This window comes from Dyella humi, assembly GCF_044904605.1.
Classification (GTDB): domain Bacteria; phylum Pseudomonadota; class Gammaproteobacteria; order Xanthomonadales; family Rhodanobacteraceae; genus Dyella_B; species Dyella_B humi.
The window spans coordinates 33,653-52,416 of sequence record NZ_JADIKI010000023.1 but is presented as its reverse complement, the minus strand read 5'-3'; the positions used below and the strand labels follow the sequence as shown (position 1 = coordinate 52,416).

19 protein-coding genes are annotated in these 18,764 nt (G+C 59.3%); 6 read left to right on the top strand and 13 right to left on the bottom strand.

The features are described from left to right. Nucleotides 1-288: 288 nt before the first annotated feature. On the bottom strand, nucleotides 289-1,395 hold the full coding sequence (locus ISP18_RS11355) for a hypothetical protein (protein ID WP_380006622.1): 1,107 nt from the start codon (nucleotides 1,393-1,395) through the stop codon (nucleotides 289-291). A gap of 151 nt (nucleotides 1,396-1,546) precedes the next feature. Here ISP18_RS11355 and ISP18_RS11350 point away from each other — a divergent pair, with 151 nt between their 5' ends. Together ISP18_RS11350 and ISP18_RS11345 are read left to right on the top strand one after the other, a co-directional pair. Then, entirely contained in the window at nucleotides 1,547-2,446 is a 900-nt protein-coding gene (locus tag ISP18_RS11350; RefSeq protein ID WP_380006625.1) for a LysR family transcriptional regulator, read from the top strand. Between the two features lie 138 nt (nucleotides 2,447-2,584). Continuing rightward, the gene (locus ISP18_RS11345; RefSeq protein WP_380006629.1) at nucleotides 2,585-3,568 is read left to right on the top strand and encodes an aldo/keto reductase; all 984 of its coding nucleotides are present in this window, start codon (nucleotides 2,585-2,587) and stop codon (nucleotides 3,566-3,568) included. Nucleotides 3,569-3,835: 267 nt separating this feature from the next. On the opposite strand, the gene ISP18_RS11340 is transcribed toward ISP18_RS11345, so the two are convergent. The 6 genes from ISP18_RS11340 to ISP18_RS11315 all read right to left on the bottom strand — a co-directional run bounded on the left by ISP18_RS11340 (nucleotide 3,836) and on the right by ISP18_RS11315 (nucleotide 9,616). After that, the gene (locus ISP18_RS11340; RefSeq protein WP_380006632.1) at nucleotides 3,836-5,107 is read right to left on the bottom strand and encodes an MFS transporter; all 1,272 of its coding nucleotides are present in this window, start codon (nucleotides 5,105-5,107) and stop codon (nucleotides 3,836-3,838) included. 54 nt (nucleotides 5,108-5,161) lie between these two features. After that, a complete protein-coding gene (locus ISP18_RS11335; protein ID WP_380006635.1) occupies nucleotides 5,162-5,395 on the bottom strand; it encodes a tautomerase family protein in 234 nt (77 codons plus the stop codon). Between the two features lie 35 nt (nucleotides 5,396-5,430). Then, a complete protein-coding gene (locus ISP18_RS11330; protein ID WP_380006638.1) occupies nucleotides 5,431-6,141 on the bottom strand; it encodes an SDR family NAD(P)-dependent oxidoreductase in 711 nt (236 codons plus the stop codon). Nucleotides 6,142-6,244: 103 nt separating this feature from the next. Further along, a complete protein-coding gene (locus tag ISP18_RS11325) occupies nucleotides 6,245-7,216 on the bottom strand; it encodes a LysR family transcriptional regulator (protein WP_380006641.1) in 972 nt (323 codons plus the stop codon). A 272-nt stretch (nucleotides 7,217-7,488) separates the two neighbouring features. Next, nucleotides 7,489-8,562: an NAD(P)H-dependent flavin oxidoreductase gene (locus ISP18_RS11320; RefSeq protein ID WP_380006644.1), complete on the bottom strand. Its 1,074-nt coding sequence runs from the start codon at nucleotides 8,560-8,562 to the stop codon at nucleotides 7,489-7,491. A gap of 133 nt (nucleotides 8,563-8,695) precedes the next feature. Further along, the gene (locus ISP18_RS11315; protein WP_380006647.1) at nucleotides 8,696-9,616 is read right to left on the bottom strand and encodes a LysR family transcriptional regulator; all 921 of its coding nucleotides are present in this window, start codon (nucleotides 9,614-9,616) and stop codon (nucleotides 8,696-8,698) included. Between the two features lie 106 nt (nucleotides 9,617-9,722). Here ISP18_RS11315 and ISP18_RS11310 point away from each other — a divergent pair, with 106 nt between their 5' ends. The 3 genes from ISP18_RS11310 (at nucleotide 9,723) to ISP18_RS11300 (ending at nucleotide 11,964) form a co-directional block, all read left to right on the top strand. After that, nucleotides 9,723-10,607, top strand: coding sequence for an aldo/keto reductase family oxidoreductase (locus tag ISP18_RS11310; protein WP_380006650.1), 885 nt, complete (start codon nucleotides 9,723-9,725; stop codon nucleotides 10,605-10,607). A gap of 106 nt (nucleotides 10,608-10,713) precedes the next feature. Beyond that, entirely contained in the window at nucleotides 10,714-11,118 is a 405-nt protein-coding gene (locus ISP18_RS11305; RefSeq protein ID WP_380006653.1) for a GFA family protein, read from the top strand. A 216-nt stretch (nucleotides 11,119-11,334) separates the two neighbouring features. Then, a complete protein-coding gene (locus ISP18_RS11300; RefSeq protein WP_380006656.1) occupies nucleotides 11,335-11,964 on the top strand; it encodes a phosphatase PAP2 family protein in 630 nt (209 codons plus the stop codon). 26 nt (nucleotides 11,965-11,990) lie between these two features. Here the strand turns inward: ISP18_RS11300 and ISP18_RS11295 are convergent, their stop codons facing one another. The 6 genes from ISP18_RS11295 to ISP18_RS11270 form a co-directional block, all read right to left on the bottom strand. After that, nucleotides 11,991-13,700: a hypothetical protein gene (locus ISP18_RS11295; protein ID WP_380006659.1), complete on the bottom strand. Its 1,710-nt coding sequence runs from the start codon at nucleotides 13,698-13,700 to the stop codon at nucleotides 11,991-11,993. Between the two features lie 183 nt (nucleotides 13,701-13,883). Next, entirely contained in the window at nucleotides 13,884-14,777 is an 894-nt protein-coding gene (locus ISP18_RS11290) for an SDR family oxidoreductase (RefSeq protein ID WP_380006662.1), read from the bottom strand. A gap of 239 nt (nucleotides 14,778-15,016) precedes the next feature. Continuing rightward, nucleotides 15,017-15,448 (bottom strand): hypothetical protein, encoded by a 432-nt coding sequence (locus tag ISP18_RS11285; protein ID WP_380006665.1) that lies wholly within the window; start codon nucleotides 15,446-15,448, stop codon nucleotides 15,017-15,019. 4 nt (nucleotides 15,449-15,452) lie between these two features. Continuing rightward, nucleotides 15,453-16,355 (bottom strand): FAD:protein FMN transferase, encoded by a 903-nt coding sequence (locus tag ISP18_RS11280; RefSeq protein WP_380006668.1) that lies wholly within the window; start codon nucleotides 16,353-16,355, stop codon nucleotides 15,453-15,455. Continuing rightward, entirely contained in the window at nucleotides 16,330-16,857 is a 528-nt protein-coding gene (locus tag ISP18_RS11275) for an FMN-binding protein (protein ID WP_380006671.1), read from the bottom strand. Before ISP18_RS11275 ends, ISP18_RS11280 begins: the two co-directional genes overlap by 26 nt. A 12-nt stretch (nucleotides 16,858-16,869) precedes the next feature. Beyond that, nucleotides 16,870-17,814: a DUF6662 family protein gene (locus ISP18_RS11270; protein WP_380006674.1), complete on the bottom strand. Its 945-nt coding sequence runs from the start codon at nucleotides 17,812-17,814 to the stop codon at nucleotides 16,870-16,872. 502 nt (nucleotides 17,815-18,316) lie between these two features. Between ISP18_RS11270 and ISP18_RS11265 the strand changes: the two genes are divergently transcribed. Next, nucleotides 18,317-18,763 (top strand): hypothetical protein, encoded by a 447-nt coding sequence (locus ISP18_RS11265; protein WP_380006677.1) that lies wholly within the window; start codon nucleotides 18,317-18,319, stop codon nucleotides 18,761-18,763. Nucleotide 18,764 lies beyond the last annotated feature (1 nt).

Genomic DNA, 18,764 nt, shown 5'->3' with positions numbered 1-18,764 from the left:
GCAGTACAGTGATGGTTGTGTACGAATCCGATCGTCATGCGCGCGGTGCCGATGGCTGCATTGCGAGCAGCGTGTTTTGTTGCAACACGGTGACATGCGGGCGTTGTTTGGCGTCGTGCCAGCGGCCCGATTGCGCCTTTTCTATATAGAGTGACCAAGCGAGTCGGGGCTAGCTCACTTGTGTTTCAAGTCTTAGTTATTGCTTAGTGGCCGCATGAAAAAGGCCATAGCGCATCAGAACGCTATGGCCTTGTCAGGTAGATGCAAGCTACACCCGTCGCGGGTGTTTCAGGAATGTTGCTGTGTCGCCAACGAACAAGCGTTGTAGAAATCGTTGAGCACCTTCCGTACGCCGCCTACTTCGAAGGCAAAGCCGTAACGAAGGCCGGTGCGATCACGTACCCATGCACCCATTGCCTGCGCGGATGCTACTCTCTGCAATTGATCCAGCGGATAGATGCGTTGAAGCACTACGGACTGGTCGACCGCGGTGGCGCCGGCCTGCTGTGGCAGCGTTTCCTGCTGGTTGATTTCGAAATACGAGTGCGTCGTGCGGGCTACGGTTTCCCGCGCACGCACAGTGCCGATCGTGTCATAGGTGGTGAGTTCCGCGCCGCCTGGTTTGCACAAGAACGTGATCTTGTGCTCGCCGTTGCGATCGTCCTGCTTGAGCTCGAGATACGGTGCGTCTTGCATGAATTTATAGGTGGCGACCAGGTTGAGCCGGCCGTTGTTGGCCAGGCCCTTGGCGATCATCTCGTCCGCATTCGGCCATAGCGCTGGGTCGGCCGCTCCTGTCGCTGAAACTGCAGCGAGCGCTGCGGAATCGATGCCCATGTCTTTCAAATAAGCGTCGACCTGTTCGGGTGCGCGCTGCGCCGGATAGGTGGGAAAGCCAATGCGATCGCTGCCGCTGGCGGCCCAGCGGTACAGCCCGCCCAGATAGGCGTAGGCGCAGGCGCCTTCGCAGATGGCGGATTTGTTGACGATGGTCTTGGAGCCCTTGGGCAGTCGCGGCGTGCCCAGATGCGTCACCATCGAGCCTTGCCGAAACAACCGACCCAATGCCATGCCCGCGTCAACGCTTCCGCCGGGCGAATTCAAATAGATGTCCGAACCAGTCGGAATCTTTCCCGATTTCATCAGCGCTTCGAACCGGTGCGGCGCATCAATGTCGATCGGGCCATAGAGATAAACCTGCGGCACTCGCGCCATGCTCAGCGTCATGCGGTCGTCGTTCACCTGCGTGGCGAGCTGATTGGGCGCCGCGTCGTGCGACGCGCTTTTTAGTGCATAAGCCGGGCGAGTTGCGCCGAGACAGGCTACCGTCAGCGAGAGGCTTGCCACGTTCCGGCAAAGAGTGCGTCGAAAGGTATTGCGGTACGGCACGAGCATTCCCTGTTTTCTGGATGATACGGTGCTTTGAAACCATGAAGTCTCACCGGTTCCGGATGTCCTGCGGGTGAATGCAGGCCGTCGGGCGCTCGAGTCCGCCCGCCAGGGTAGCGCCGTATAATCCGGCCTCGCCCATGAAAGGGGTTCATGAATGCCGCGCGAGACCTTCAGTGATCTGCTCGCCTTCCTCGCGGTGGCGCGGGAGGGCAGCTTTACGCGCGCGGCGGCACAGCTTGGCGTGTCCCAGTCGGCGTTGAGCCATACCATTCGCGCGCTGGAAACGCGGCTTGGGTTGCGGTTGCTGACCCGCACTACGCGCAGCGTGTCGCCCACTGAAGCCGGCGAGCGATTGCTGCGCACCGTCGGTCCGCGCTTCGAAGAGATCGAAGCGGAGCTGTCTGCCTTGAGCGAACTCCGCGACAAACCCGCGGGCACCGTGCGTATCACCACCGCCGAACATGCCGTCAATTCCGTGCTATGGCCCAAGCTAGCGAAGGTGCTGCCGGACTATCCCGACATCAAGGTGGAAATCAGTGTCGACTACGGTCTCACCGATATCGTGGCGCAGCGCTACGACGCCGGCGTGCGGCTGGGCGATCAGGTGGAGAAGGACATGATTGCCGTGCGTATCGCACCGGACATGCGCATGGCGGTGGTCGGTGCGCCGGCCTATTTCGCGCGCCGGACGCGTCCGCAGAAGCCACAAGACTTGGCGGCGCACGATTGCATCAATCTTCGGTTGCCCACGCATGGCGGCTTGATGGCGTGGGAATTCGCGCGCAAAGGACACGAACTCAAGGCGCGCGTGGAAGGGCAGTGGGTGTTCAACACCAGCAGCGCGATCCTCCGCGCGGCACTGGCCGGATTCGGGCTGGCCTATCTGCCGGACGACATGGTGCAGCGGCACGTGAGCGAGGGACATCTCGAGCGCGTGCTGGAAAACTGGTGCCCCACGTTTCCCGGTTATCACCTGTATTACCCGAGTCGCCGCCAATCCGCGCGCGCTCTTGCGGTGGTGATCGAAGCGTTGCGCTACAACGGGCCGTTGTAAACTGATCAAACCGGAATTGATGAACGCCACACATAAGGCCATGCGGTCTGGCGATCTTAATCGCCGCAGTTCTCCTCCGTAGCATGTGTGCATCAAACGACGCTTCTTCGCGTCGTGCATCGCTTGGAGAACATGGTCATGCAAAAGCGCACACTCGGTAACAGCGGCCTGGAAGTCTCGGCGATCGGCCTGGGCTGCATGGGCTTGAGCTTCGGCTATGGCCCAGCGGTTGAAAAATCCACGGGCGTCCAACTCATTCGTAGCGCATTCGAGCGCGGCGTCACCTTCTTCGATACCGCCGAAGTCTACGGCCCGTTCACGAACGAGGAACTGCTCGGCGAAGCGGTGGCACCGTTTCGCGACCAAGTGGTGATCGCCACCAAATTCGGCTTCAAGGAAGGCTACCCGAACCAAGGTCTCGACAGCCGCCCCGAGCGCATCCGCGCTGTGGCCGAGGCATCGCTGAAGCGCCTGAAGACGGATCGCATCGACCTGTTTTATCAACATCGCGTCGATCCGAACGTACCGATCGAAGACGTAGCCGGTACCGTCAAGGAGCTGATCCAGCAAGGTAAGGTGAAGCACTTCGGCATGTCCGAAGCCGGCGCGCAATCGATTCGCCGCGCCCACGCCGTGCAGCCGGTTACCGCGTTGCAGAGCGAATACTCGCTGTGGTGGCGTGAGCCGGAGCAGGACATCCTGCCGACGCTGGAAGAACTGGGCATCGGCTTCGTGCCGTTCAGCCCGCTCGGCAAGGGTTTTCTCACCGGCGCCATCAACGAAAACACCACCTTCGACCAGAGCGATTTCCGCAATATCGTGCCGCGCTTCTCCGAGGAAAACCGCAAAGCCAATGCTGGCCTGGTGGATGTGCTCGGCCACATTGCCGAGCGCAAAGGTGGCACGCGCGCGCAAATCGCCATTGCCTGGTTGTTGGCACAGAATCGGTGGATCGTGCCAATTCCGGGTACGACCAAGTTGCATCGACTGGAAGAGAACATCGGTGCTGCCGGCGTCGAATTGACGGAGGATGATCTGATTGCCATCCAGTCGGCGCTTACGCAGATCACGGTGGTGGGTGAGCGTTACCCGGCGCAGTTGCAACAGCTTGTGGGGCGTTGATGGCTTTTCTCGTCGTCCCGGCGAAAGCCGGACATAGCGCGAAGCGCGAAGAACGTCCGAAGGACGGCCCCGAAGGGGTGAGCGAAGCGAATCATCCAGTGTCTTTGCACATCAAAGTCGCTGGGCCCCGGCTTTCGCCGGGGTGACGAACTCTCGCAAGAATTCAACATTGTGCTCGCATTCCTACCCGCGTTCGGCCACCCGATGCCATCGATTAGGCGCGCTAGCCGCGTCGAATCTTCCATTGAGTACTAGGTGGATGGCGGATCAGGAACGCAAAGCCTTTGTCTCCCGCACGCGCATCCATTGAGTGAGCGCTGCGCATAAGATCAGCAGCAATGCGGTGAAGAAAAATACTTCACGCAAGCCGGCGTATGCACCGATCTGGCCGCCGATCAGCGGGCCGACCACCTGGCCGGCAAATTGCGCGGATTGCAGATAACCGAGCGTCTTGCCGGTGCTGTGTTCGTGCACCATCTGACGTACTAGTTTTGCGATGGACGGAAGCAGGCCGGCCAGCGTCATGCCCATCAACGCGCGCAACACCGCCAGCTGCCACCACTGCGTTACGAACGCCTGCGGCACCATCACCAAACCGGTCGCCACCAAGCCACCGATGATCACCTTCCAACTGCCCACGCGATCGGCGAGTGCACCCAGTCGTGAGGCGGTCAGCATGCTGCCGAACGCGGAAGCGGCCATGACGATACCCGCGATGCGCGCCAGGTGATCGTCGGGGACGCCGAGTTGACCGATGTACACCGTGATGATCGGTTCGATCGACATGTTGGCCAGCAGCACCATCATGGCGGTGATCAACAGGGCGATGACGAGCGCGCGATGGGCAGGCGCGGTCGCCTCCGCATGTTGGGCAACCTGCGGCTTGGCATCCGACTCGCGATCGAAATCTTCCCGAACCAGCAATATCGTCGCTGCGGCTGCGATGGCGATCAGCGCGCCGCCGATGAAAAAACTGCCACGTATGCCGACCCATGTCGGCAGAAAGCCGCCAACGAGCGGACCGACCAGACTGCCGGTCAACCCACCGGTGGACAGCACGCCCAGCGCCCAGCCCGAACGTTCGCGTGGTGCCTGCGTGCCGATCATGACGATCGATGCCGCGGCATAGCCACCGATTAAGCCCGCTACCAGGCGTAGCACCACTAATTCCACTACATTGTGGGCCAAGCCGATCAAGGACATCATCACCGCCATGCCGATAGCCGCGCGCACCAGCATGGGCTTGCGTCCGTAGCGATCGGCGAGATGGCCCCAGAGTGGCGCGGTGACAGCGGTGCCAAGAAACGTAGCGCCGAAGGCGACACCGGACCACTGGATGACGGCAGCCGTCGATGTCACGCCAAGCTGCTGCACGTACAGCGGTAGAAAGGGAAGCAACATGCTGAGGCTCACCAGCGTAGTAAACGAGCCGAACACGCACACCACCAAATTGCGTTGCCAATACGATGCATTGCGTTCCACATAACTGGCTCGCTTGGTGCTCAGCTCATACATGCTTGAACCTACTTGCGCTGACATGTGCATGATCCTCAGATAGCAGTTGCGCAGCCTCTGGCTGCGCAACTGTATGCGTTACTTCTTGTTCGCCTGCTGCTTGCGGAATTCGGGCACAGGCAAGCCGCCCCACCCGAAGTTCTCAAGCTCCACTTCCTCGATGACCACGAAAGTGGAATCGAGCGGCTTGTTCAGCACGTCCAGCAGCACCTGACTGACGCCCTTGATCACGGCCGCCTTTTCCTCGGCGGTGGCGGCGTTGCGGGCGGGACTCGTGCCTTCGCGGGTGATCTGAATGTTGATGATAGGCATGATGGTTCTCCTCGTAGTTATGGAAGCGAACGTGCTCAGTGACCGGCGCTCTGGCCGCCGTCGACGTGCAGGATCTCGCCGGTGACGAAGCCCGCGGATTCGAGATAAAGCACGGCATCGGTGATGTCGCTGATTTCGCCGAGGCGGCCGACGGGATGCAGTGACGCCAGTGCGGCATGTGTTTTAGGTGCATGCATCGGCGTCTTGATGACGCCCGGTGCCACCGCATTCACGCGAATGCCGCGCTTGGCGTATTCGATGGCCAGCGACTTGGTCGCCGAATTCAGGCCGCCCTTGGTCAGCGAGGCCAGCACAGAAGGCACGCCATCAATGGCGTATTCGGCCAGCGTGGTGGTGATGCTGACGATGTGGCCGCTACCTTGCTTTTCCATCTCAGCCACGGCGAGTTGCGTGATGTGGAAAAAGCCGTGGAGGTTCACCGCCAGAATGCTGGCGTAGTCTTCCGTGGTGTACGCCGTAAACGGCTTGGCGACGAATAAGCCGGCATTGTTGACCAGCGTATCGATGCGGCCGAAACGGGACAGCGCTTCCTGGATGATGCGTTCGGCGACAGTGCGATCGGAAATATCGCCCGCTACTGTGACGACGTCGGGATCGCTCGACGGCTTGATGGAACGCGAATTGGCCACGACGCGGTAATCGCGATCGCGGAAGGCTTTAACCAGGCCTGCGCCGATGCCTTGCGAAGCGCCGGTGATGACAACGACTTTGCGTGAGTTGTTCATATGCGTATCTCTCGAGGAATGAAGGGAGTCAGTGAGAAACTGATCGGGCCAGTGGCGCCGACACCTTCAATCTAGGCTCTCGATACGCAATAGCGAATCCCTGCTATCCGGCAGACACTCTTCCGCGCCGCGGTGGAGTCGGCGGCTCGGGTGGCGTTTGGGCATCCTTGGCACGACGTGCAAACTCCGAGCGCAGACGCGGCAGGGCGAAGTCGACGAAGGCGCGTACCTTAGGCACGGAAAGCCGTCCAAACGGCGAAACGAGATGCACGGGAACTGGTGCGGGCTCCGCATCGGCCAGCACGATGTGCAGCAAGCCTTGCTTGATTTCCGCCGCCACGTGATAGGACAGCACACGTGTAACGCCATGGCCTTCCACCGCAGATGCCACCGCAGCACGCACGCTGTTGACCACCAGGCGCGGCGTGAAGGAAACGGCGCGCGGCACCGAGGATTTTTCCAACGGCGGAAAACTCCACGAATCCACGCCCGAGTGCTGCATGGCAATGACCGGGTGTTTGCTCAAGTCCGCCGGCTCCGCGATGCGCGGGTGGGTTGCCAGATAGCGCGGCGACGCCACGACGACACGGCGGACTTCGCCGATGCGATGCGCGACCAGTGTGGAATCAGCCAGATGCGTAATGCGAAGGGCCAGGTCCATGCCTTCATCGATCAAGTTCACCGGCCGTTCCAGCAGATGCATGCGCACGGTCACGGTTGGATATTGCTGCATGAAGGCATCGACGATCGGGCGCAGCAGCTCCACGCCGGAATACACAGTCGCGGTGATCATCAAGGTGCCATGCGGCACGGATCGCTCGCCTACTGCCTGCCGCTCCGCTTCCTCCAGATCCATCAGCAGTTTTCTGCACGCGATCGCATAGCGTTCGCCGGCTTCGCTCAGCTTGATGGAGCGTGTCGTCCGGTGCAGCAGCGGTACGCCCACGTGCGTTTCCAGAAAGGCGATGGCCCGGCTTACTGCGGCGGCCGATCGCCCAGTCTTGCGACTGGCACCGGCGAGGCTGCCTTCGTCCAAGGCCGCGACGAAGATTTTCATGGCGTCGATGCGGTCCATGGGTAGGCCTCGCGGGTTGATAGGTAGCGCGTTGAGGAGTGTGCTACAGGTGGCCACGTCCGCGGGATATGCAATTTCTCCCTAATCCTTAAAGTGGCGAGAAGCATTTGCTCCCTCCCCTGCTTGCAGGGGAGGGCCGGGGTGGGGTGAACACTTGCCTGAGACTTTCCCGCAAGGGTTCACCCCCTCCTGACCTCCCCCTGCAAGCAGGGGGAGGGACCGCACAGGAAGCTGATCGCGAGATACAGAAGACAAAAGCGCGGCTAACACTCTCAACCCAACGCCTGCTCCAATTCACTCTTCAACACCCGCATCAACGCCTGCGTCGACATCGCCCGCGCCAGCGGCGCACCTTGCCCGGCCCAGTGCGCGCCGTAACCGTATTGCCCAGCCACCTTGCCCGCTGCGTTGAGCGATTTGCCGGCGTCATAAGTAATCGGATAGTCGGGCACCGCATCGTCAGGCACATCGGCACCCCAGCGCGTGAATGCATTGGCGAGACTGCGTGCGGGGCGTCCGGAAATGACGCGCGTCATCACGGTGTGATGCGCGGCATCGCTGAAGAGCAGTTCGCGAAATCTCGCATCCGCGAGCGATTCGTCGGTGGCGATGAACGCTGTGCCCAATTGCGCGGCAGACGCACCTAGCTTCAGTGCAGCCGCGATACCGACACCGTCCATGATGCCGCCTGCGGCGATCACCGGAATGTTGAGCGTGCGCACCAGCAACCGCGTCAGCGCGAAGGTGCCAAGGCGGCTGTCTTCACCGTCCGGATCGAAGATGCCGCGATGGCCGCCTGCTTCGTAACCTTGCGCAACGACGGCATCGACGCCTGCCGCCTCAAGCAAGCGGGCTTCCTGCACCGTCGTGGCGCTTGCCAGCAGCACGATGCCTGCCTTGCGCAGCGCTGCGATCTGCTCGGGGCGCGGCGCGCCGAAGTGGAAACTCACCACCTTGGGCTTTTCTTCTACGAGCATGGCCAGCATGTCGTCGTCGACAAGGAAAGAGGTATAGATCTCGCGCAATGCCTCCGGCGGTTTGGCGTTGGAGTGCTCGAATTCGGGGCGCAATCGCTCGATCCACGCCGCTTCTTTTTGCGCATTGGCCTGCGCCGGCCGATGCACGAACACGTTCACGTTGAGCGGTCCGCTGCTGTGTTCGCGAAACTGCCCAATGGCTTCCCGTGCTTGCTTCGCCGTCATGGCGCCTACGCCTAGCGATCCGAGGCCGCCGCTGTTGCTGACGGCCGCAGCCATTGCCGGTGAAGACACGCCGGCCATGGGCGCCTGGATGATTGGCAGCTCGATGCCAAGCAGATCGAGCAGGGGCGAAGGGGAAGTCGCCATGATGAGGGCTCCTGTACGGTTGAAACGTAGTCGCTGCGCGCGAATCATCGATCACTTTACGCGCGTCGGCATGCTCTTCGAAGCGATGCCATGCGGCAGTCAATCTTCCGAGAAGTGAAAGAATCGTCGCTACTCAAGACAACGAAGTGTTCGATGCATGGCTTTCCTTCACGAAATCCACAAACGCCCGCAACGGGGTGGGCAAATGGCGGTGTCCCGGGTAATAGAGAAACGGCCCCGAGAAGTTCTGCCACCATGGTTCGAGAATGGGTTCCAGTTCGCCGCTGTCCAGATGCGGACGCAGCATGTCTTCATAAAGATGGATGATGCCGAGCCCGGCGACCGCGGTCTTGATCGCCAAATCGATGGCGGCGCCGAGCCTGACCAGCAGTTGCCCGGAAGGATCGACGTGTACGACTTCGCCATCGCGCTCGAATTCCCAGATCGGTATTGTGCCGCTGGCGAATTGCCCCCGCATGCACACGTGGGAAAGCAGTTCACGCGGATGCTGCGGGCGGCCATGGGTATCCAGGTAACTGGGCGCCGCGGCGGTGGCGAAACGTTGCACGCGAGGCCCGATCGGAATCGCGATCATGTCCTTCTCGAGCCGCTCGTCGTAGCGGATGCCGGCATCGCACCCTGCGGATAGCAGGTCGACGAAGCTGTCCTCCACGGTGACTTCCACGCGGATGTCGGGATAGGTTTTCAGGAACCCGGCCAGAATGGACGGCAGTATGATGCGCGCGGCACCAGCCGGTACATTGAGCTTCAGCGTGCCGGCTGGCCGGTCGCGAAAGCCGTTCAATACGTCCAGCGCTGCTTCCATTTCGGCGAGCGCCGGCGCGAGGCGTTCGATGAGAAGCGAACCTGCTTCGGTCGGTGCCACACTGCGCGTGGTGCGATTGAGCAGGCGTACACCCAGCTTCGATTCGAGCCGGCGCACGGCGATACTGAGGCCGGAAGGGGATACGCCGCTCAAGCGGGCCGCGTCGCGGAAACCGCCGGCCCGAGCCACGGCAACGAAAGCGGCGAGATCGTTGATCTCCACGGCCATTGTTTAATCCTTTGCACAGCCTGTGCACATTGAGGGGGATTATCTAACAAACGGGCTGGCCGCATAGTGATCTCCGCACCCCACCCATCCATCTATGGAGACCGTCATGTCCAAGCTTCTCTCTGCCGCAGGTACCTTTTCACTCGGCGGTCGCGCCGTGAATCGCATGGGTTACGGAGCCATGCAGTTGGCCGGTCCCGGCGTGTTCGGGCCGCCGAAAGATCGTGACACCGCGATCGCCGTGCTGCGCGAAGCGGTGGCTTCCGGCGTCAATCACATCGACACCAGCGATTTCTACGGGCCGCACGTCACCAACCAGATCATTCGCGAGGCGCTGCATCCGTACTCGGATGACCTGACGATCGTGACGAAGGTCGGTGCCGTCCGCGGCAGCGACAGCTCGTGGCTTCCCGCGCAGGAGCCGAAGGAGATCGAGCGGGGTGTCCATGACAACCTTCGCAATCTGGGGCTGGAGCGGTTGGATGTTGTCAACATGCGGATTATGGGCAACGTTCATGCACCGTCCGAAGGATCGATCGCCAAGCAGGTCGCGGCGCTCGCCGAACTTCAGCAGCAAGGACTGGTTCGTCACATCGGGCTGAGCAATGTGACGTCGACGCAAATTGCCGAAGCGCAGGGCATCGCGAAAATCGTCTGCGTGCAGAACCATTACAACCTGGTGCAGCGTGGCGATGAGGCACTGGTCGACGAACTGGCGAGCAAAGGCATCGCTTATGTACCGTTCTTTCCGCTTGGTGGCTTCACGCCGCTGCAGTCATCGACGCTGTCCAGCATAGCCGCGTCGCTCGGCGCCACGCCGATGCAGGTTGCACTTGCCTGGCTGCTGCATCGCGCGCCCAATATCCTGCTGATTCCCGGCACGTCTTCGTTGGCGCATTTGCGCGAGAACCTGCAGGCCGCCTCATTGAAGCTATCGGATGAAGTGCTTGCCGAGCTCGATGCGATCGGTGAGCGCGTCGAACAGCATTGATCGGAATGTCGAAGACACCGGCCCGGTTTGACCGGGCCGGTGCTGTATATCCCCGTGTCGATGAGTCGTACCATCCGCGAAGTCTTGGATACTATTGGGGATAGCCATGTCTGGCAAAACCGCTTCCTGCTGCTGCGGGCAGCTTCGCATTGAAGTACAGGGCGAAACATTGGGGGCGGGCGTTTGCCACTGCCTTGCCTGCCAGCAGCGCACCGGCAGCGTTTTCGCGGCGCTGGCTGCCTACGCCGCTCCGTATAAAGTCACCGGCACTGCTACCGAATACGTGCGCACCGGAGACCTGGGTGCAAAGTTTCGTTTCCGTTTCTGTCCCGTCTGCGGAAGCAACGTGTTTCACACCGAGGAAGGGGAAGACAAGTACGTGATGGTAGCGGTGGGTGCCTTTGCCGATCCGGATTTTCCTGCGCCGCAAGATTCCGTATACGAGTGCCGGCGGCACGCATGGGTGCAGTTGCCGGAGGGGATCACGCGTTACGAGAAAGATCCACCGTGAGAGGCCGTTTGCCACGCAGAAACAGTGCCAAATTCTGCTGCGTCGTCATTCTGAAAGGTACTCGTCGCAGCGTTTTCACATTTGGACGACGGGGCAGTCAGTACATGGAAGGTGTCATGGCCTTGTAGCAATCCTTGCCTTCCAGTGAATAACTTCGATCTCAGCATCCTCCGATTTATCAACCACTTTGCATTTCGCTCCGCCATGCTCGATTACATGGCGATGGCCATCGAGAAATTTTATTTCACGCGCGGTCTGGGCTTGATATGTCTGCTGTGGTGGATCTGGTTCCGCAACGGTCCAACGGCGCGCCGCGATCGGGAGATCGTCGTCTCGACTGCAGTCGCCACAATCGTTGCGCTTTTCGTAGGAAGGCTGCTTGCGCATTACCTGCCTTTCCGGGTTCGCCCCTTTGCCAACCCGGAGCTGATGATGCGCTTCCCGTCGGAACTCTCCGCCTGCAAGGCGCCGATGATGCGCACGTGGAGTTCATTTCCCAGCGACCACGCGATGATGTGGTGCGCCGTGGCCACCGGCATTTACCTGGCTTCCAGGCGACTTGGCATCATTGCGTTTATCTTTACGATCGTTTTCATCTGTTTTCCGCGTGTTTACTTAGGGATGCACTATCCAACGGACGTGCTAGCCGGCGCCTTCCTCGGCATCGTCATATGTTTAATCTTCAATCACGCCATGTTCCGGGAGCGCATTGCCAGGCCAGTGCTGGACTGGTCCGTCAAATACCAGGGCGCGTTCTACGTCGGCATTTTTCTGCTCAGCTTCGAGCTGGCCAGCCAGTTCGATGAGCTGCGCAAGTTGAGCGAGTTCCTCTGGAAGAACGTTTGAGCTTCTCCAGATACCTGCGCTCGCGCTCACCGTAAACTCAATGCTGACATGGGCGGTACGTTGACCACGACGACTCCCCGGTCCACGTGTTGCATCCACGGCAAGCCTGAAATGGCATTCGTAAGCGACGCCGGCGTCTTGGGTCCAATCAGAATGTAATCGACGTTGTGCGACAGGCAGAACGCCTGCAAGTGATTTTTGAAATCCGGCGAAAGTTCGCCATGGCGAAGTTCGTTCAACGTATCGCCATCTTCCTGCTGCGGATCCGGCCCCAGATAGCCGGCGGCTTGGGTGAGTGCCATACCGGTATCGACTTGCCATCCCATGCCGGGCCCTTGATCGGAGAAGGGCAGAATCAGCACATTCGGGTCTTTGCCCAGCACTTGCTTGATGTGATCGCCCTGAAAGAACGCTTGCGCTGGCCAGGGCGTCCACGCGAATGCCGCGGGATCGGGCAACAGGGTAACGATGGCCAATAGTGCAATAGCGACACGGCCGGCCATTTGCGTGCGTGTCTTTGCGTCTGATAACCACAGCCCCGCTACCATCGCTGCGCAGAGCGCTACGTACATCATGAAGCGTATGGGCAGCGCTTCGCTGACCAGGGGCGCCTTCATGAACAAATGCCAGGGAAGGCGAAGCCAGGTAATGTGGCGTTCGATTTGTAGCCGGGGGCCGAAACTCATCAGGGCCAGCGCGCACGTTGTAACCAGCAGCGCCTTGGTGACGCGATCTCGATAGTGATCGCGGAAGTACCAGATCATCAGCACGAGCAACGGCAAGCCCAGATAAGCGCCTTGTTCCGATGCGTTGCCGGCGAATTTCTCGGCCCATCCCGAAGTGACTCTGCCCAACAAAGAGACGCGCGTGGGAACAAGAAGGTTCAGCGGATCTGCCGAGTAGGCTGTTGGCGACGTGTGGAACGGTTGGCCATGCGCCATACCTTTCACCATGTAGATGAGATAGGGCGCGGTGAGTATCAGCACGACTGGCGCCGTGATGGCGATGTCCTTGGCGAGCCGCCACAGCGGAGCTCGTTGCGACGGATGCGTAAAGAGGAGAAAGATCCCCCATGCTATCGCCCCGAACACGCACAGGCTAGCGAGTATTTCTGTGGCAATACCGAGTTGAATGGTCAGCACGAGGGCGAGTGCTGCAACGAACGTGTAGCGTCGAAGATCTCCACGAACATGTGCGATGCAAAGCAACACCGCAACAGGAACCAGAAAGATGAGATCCAGGTTGAGGTGTCCAAGCAGTTGGCCCAGCTCATAGGAAGAAAAGCCGAAGAAATAGCCGGCGAACAGCGAAGACAGCCATCGGCGCGAGAGATACATGGCCAGCAAGAAAGCCGTCCAGGCGGAAAGAGCCGGTGCCATGATGCTGACGACATTGAAGGCCATCACCGGCCCGGCCGCGGCCGTAATGGGCCACAGAAGCAGTGCGACGAATGGGATGGACGTCGTCCATGAAAGGTTTACGCCATTCGGATGCCATACGTAGTGGCTGAAAAATGGATTCAGATGGTGCTGAATGGCAAACGGCCACCAATGGATATACCAGACAAAGCTGACCGGATCGTTGCCTTCACCCAGATAGTGGTGCGTCCAGGCGCCCGATGTTCCGAAATAGCAGAGTGCCAGGACGAGATAGATGAGTAGTGCTACCAGGCATGCAAGCTTGTGCGAGGCCGTCGTTCTTACGTACGACGCACCTCGGCTTTTGAGAGGAAACATGATTTACATCGGCGGAACGGATCAACGCACGCTACTGCAATCGGTAACGTGCGCCGCCTATCTGGGTGGGACATGTTTCAGTGAATTGAGGCCATTTGCGCGTAGTTGTTAAAGCAATTGGCAATTGGGGCAAGCTCGTGCACGCCTGATGACAAAAATAGTCGGAAGTCTGTGCTTCTTTCTTCAATGCTCGAAATAAGCCGGCCGATCAACGTCGGCAATCAAGCCTGGCTGCTTTGGCTGCCAGCCCAGCACGTCGCGCGTCTTTTGGCTGGAGCCATGCATATCCAAGCCCGTGAACAGTGCGAACCAAGCGAAGTGCTCTTGAGCTTCTTCGGGTGACATGCTGACGACGGGCAGGTTGAGCCGACGGCCGATCACTTCGGCGATATGCTTGAACGGCACGCCTTCATCAGCGATTGCGTGATAGCGGGCTCCCGCAATGCCTTTTTCGAGCGCCAGCCGGTAAACGACGGCTGCATCGAACCGATGGACGGCGGCCCAGCGATTGTGACCTTCGCCCACGTAAGCGGAGACGCCTTTTTCGCGCGCGAAGTTGATTACACGCGGCACGAAGCCATGGTCGCCATCGCCATGCGTCGATGGAGGAAGGCGGACGACCGAAGCGTTCACGCCACGCGCCGCCAATGCTTCGGCCATTGCTTCCGAAGCGCGAGGATACGAACTTGAAGGAACAGGTGAGCCGTCATCTTCCGTCACCAATCGGTCTTTAGCCAGCAAGGCAATGCCGGAGGTAACCAGTAGCGGGCGGTTCGAGCCGGCAATCGCGTCGCCGAGTGCTTCAATCGCGCGCCGGTCCAGCTCGCAGTTCTCGACGAATTTCGAGAAGTCATGGTTGAAGGCGGTATGGATCACGCCATCTGCGGCCTCCGCGCCGATGCGCAGGCTCTCGAGGTCTTCGAGTGAGCCGCGATGCACTTCGGCACCCGCTGCGGCTAGCGCGGCGGCTCCCGTATCCGAACGCACAAGCCCGAGCACTTTGTGCCCGGCGCTGAGCAGTTCCTTCACGACAGCAGATCCAACGAAACCGGTAGCACCTGTAACAAAAACACGCATGAAAATTTCTCCCAATCCGATGTGGACAGAGATACTTTTGAGCGTGGATCTATCGGGGTAAAGTAGTGGCGTTATACAGGTATAAAAACTACGGGTATAACTACTAACGGGACGAGCATGTCGATCGCGAACGACAACCCTGCAACGCCGGAGGATGCGGAGCGGATTCGCTTGCTGATCAGCTCACAGGTTGAAGCTGTTGTGTAATTGAGGTGCGGTCAGCGCATTGCGCTGTGGCGCTAATCCCGCCCCTTATGGGACGGTCGCCAAAAGCGATGCAGCAGGAATGGAATCACTAGAGAAAGACCAATCGACCAGTGCAACACCGCGATGACTGGAAGTGAGCTGTCACTTGGCGGGTAATACAAGAAGTAGCCCGATAGCACGAGCAGGAGAAGTAGGAGAAAAAGTAATCCCCCCGTTACGCGATGACGCTTGGCTTTCCACCCCCAGATGATGTGACGTCCCCACAGCCAACCGAACATCCAAAGCGTGAGGAAGCCAAAAAGCCCATGCAGCGAAAGCCACCAATGCTCCAATGGATGTGGTGATGGCCCGAATGCTGTTTGCTGCACCATGAAGTAATGGAAGACAAGCCAAAGCGCACCGGTCAGCCAGAGGCCGATACTGATGACATACAGAGTCAGGCGAATGGGATGTGTAAGGCGCATCAGGTCATGGATCGCTAGGGGCCATCATCGGGGCGCTGGCGCCGATGGAAGTCCAAGTGGTTCCCTCCAGCATGAAAGCCAGCGCCTGATAACGCTCAAGAATGGAGCTCGACGCTGCTCCGGCGGCCATCACAACCTTGGTGAGCGCATCGGCATCTATGCAACGGGGCGCAATCACGGTGACGAAGCGATCCGTTCTGCAATGATTTCCGGTGCGAGGGTCGATATGGGGGCTGACTAACTGTTGGCTTCTCATTTCATCGTGCAGCACTTGGCTGCCAGAACTGGCTACTGAAGCATTTTCAATTCGGACCGCAGGGATGGCTTCCTGCATGTAGGGTGCGGCGAGGTACACAAGCTCTGGCTCAGGACCAGTCAGTCGCAAATCTCCTCCAGCCTCGACAACGATGCGCGTGGGATGGTGAGACGCGATGTATTCGAAGGCGCAGTCGACAGCGTAGCCTTTCGCAATGCCACCAAGGTCCAGCCAAAGTGGTTTGCCAAAAGAAACCTCGCCATCGGAAGACACGGCGACATCTTTCCAACTCGCATTGGAAGATGGCGGTATGCCCGTCAAAGTCGGGAGAAGTCCATCCCTGGCAAGAACATGTGCGATCGTCGGGTCGAAGAGTCCTTCCGAAACCTCAGCGAGTTTCAATGCATGATCCAGCACCGCATGAGTGTGTGGACTGACATGGATCGGATGACACGAAGCATCGCGGTTCAAATGCGAAAGTTCGCTTTCAGGCTCGTGAAAACTCATCAAGCGATGAATCTCGGCAATGAGATCAAACGCACCGCTGATGACTTCATTCGCTAGGGGCGATGGCAGGCCATCGACCCTGATACGAACAATCGTGCCTAGCAGCGGCTTGGCTCGTTCAATGGGAGGCGATGGCAATGGCATAGGTCGCCAAAAGCCTGCGCACGCCATCCGTGATGTGCTTGGACGAAAGAGTCGCTCCCGAAATGTTCTGGATGTCCTTGGTCAGCGTGAGCGTGGCGCCATTGCGCTTACCGTAAAACTGGGCAAGCCATTGCGGATTGCGTACCTGGTCCCCGAAAGCCTCGCGATATTCGAGGATTTCGATGCTCTTCACCGCGCCCGAATCATCCAGCCCCACGGCGATAGGGATGAACTCATGTTTGCCCACGACCTGATCGACGATGACCCATCCACCCGTGGAAACTTTCCACAGCTGAACCTGATGGCTCAACACATCCGTCTGACTCGCCTTCTCGATGGCATGCACCTGGTCGTCGGTCAGCGTCAACGGCTGCTGCGTAAAAGTGGCACCAGGAAACATCAGTTGTTGGGCTTGTTCAACACTGAGGAACACCTTGGCGTAGGCAGGCGTCGCTACGGCGACAATCGCGACGGCAGGCACCAACAGGAACTGGGCTTTCATGTTTTGTTTCCATCAGAAGTAATAGCCGATTTTCAGGCGAACGCGGGTATGTTCGAAATCGACGTCGTCGTCGTAGCCATGGACGATCATGCTGGAGTCCATATAGTTGTGCGCAATGGGAAGCTGCTGCCACCACGTCAACGTCGCGAAGAAGTGCTGATTCGCGTAATGAATCGTGGGTCCGGTATATACGGCGTTGCCCATCCATTGGCTATGGTCGAACAGATCGAATCGGTTGATCTCTCGCTCGTTCTGTACTTCCCAACCAACGGCCCAGTTGGAAGTGAAGCGGTAGGAGGCGCCGACACCAAAATTCACGTCGGTCTCGATATTGGTGTTAGGGCGATCGACGCCGCTGCCAGGAGCAGCGGACGGATTGCCGGGAAGCTCGCGGACTTCCGGTGCCCAAGTGGCGTTGCCGACGAGCACCAGGCGATCGTCGAGGAAGTTCTTCTGGAAGATGGCTCTCACCTGCAACTCCTGGAAGCGCGGGCCGATCTCCGGCTCGAACAGGAAGGCAATGCCGACGGGATCTGTATAAGGGCTGCGCACGCGCCAGATCGCCTCGAACGCCGCGCCTATGAACTTGGTGCTGTTGAAATGGCTATACGGGTTCGGGAAATAGGCAGAGTACGGTTCCGGCGGCGTGGTCGTCCCATCCGGCCCGTTGCGATAGGCTTGCGTCCAGTCATAGATGAGATAACCGGACAGCTGCAGCGAATCCGTGGCGCCGTAAGAATATTCGGTCTGTCCTTCAAGCAGGTCGAACTGCCCGCCGGCCTTCTGGTGGCGCCACGTTACCCATTGCTCCATTTCCTGGGCATTCTTGGGCAGTAAGTCGGTGGTGTAGAGAAAGCCGAGCAGAGGTTCATCCGCGTGCGCGGTAGTGGTGATACCGAGCGTGGCAACGGCCGCCAGCAGGCACACCGGCAGTCTTCCTTTCAAAACGCGATGCATGCGGCCCCTGAGCTATCCGAAGATGAGAGTAGGTCGCATTCTCATACATTTTCTTGCGCGATTCAATACGAATGGTTCTCATCTGAAGGCAGCCTGCCGCACTCCGACCGTGCTGGCGGGAGGCCATTCGCTTACCCCGAGAGAGGGCACCCGGACGTTCTGCGCGCTTTGCGCTGGTCCGGCTTTCGTCGGGACAACGAATCATCAAGCATTACAGCGAATCGGGTCGTTGTTTTTCCGGGGAGCAATGGGCGAACGCCGCGGCGCTTTTCAACAGCGAAGCTGGGCAATCCAGTACAAACATGTTGTGCGAAACACTGCAACATAAAAACGTTCTGTGTGACGAGTGAAAATCACCCCCCTCGGTAAAGAACGTACTGATCGGTGCTAGGCGACTGTCGCGTGTACGAAGTGTGAGAGCTGCGTCTTCTAATCGCGTTCGTTGCGTCATGAATAGATGAATGTCGCGTGCAAGTTGACGTCATTCACTTCGGCTTGCCTTGTGAAGATCAAGCATGCGCATAACATTGCTTCTTCGTCGCATCCCATGGACATAGGCGCAGGGGTTTACATACATCCGACGGTCCGCACGGCGATCGCCGCCTTACAAGCCGGCGACAAGCTTGCCTGGCTAACCTGCTTTACGGCGGGCGCCAAGTTGTTCGACAGCGGTAAGCGAAAGAGCATATTCAACTTCACGCGCGACAACATCGGCTTGATGCATTTCACCGATATCGAGCGTGTCGACAACGACGGGCGCGATGTGTATGGCATGCTTCGCCTCCGCGACGAGGAAACCATTCACGCCTATTTCAAATTTCGCTTGGACGCCGCTGCCATGTGCAGCCGGCTCGATATCGGTCCTGTGGATGGCGACCAACCTCTTTCCCTGTTGCCTTATTCCCTCTACCTTGCATTGCTGCCCGATCCCGGTGAAACGCTGACGTGAC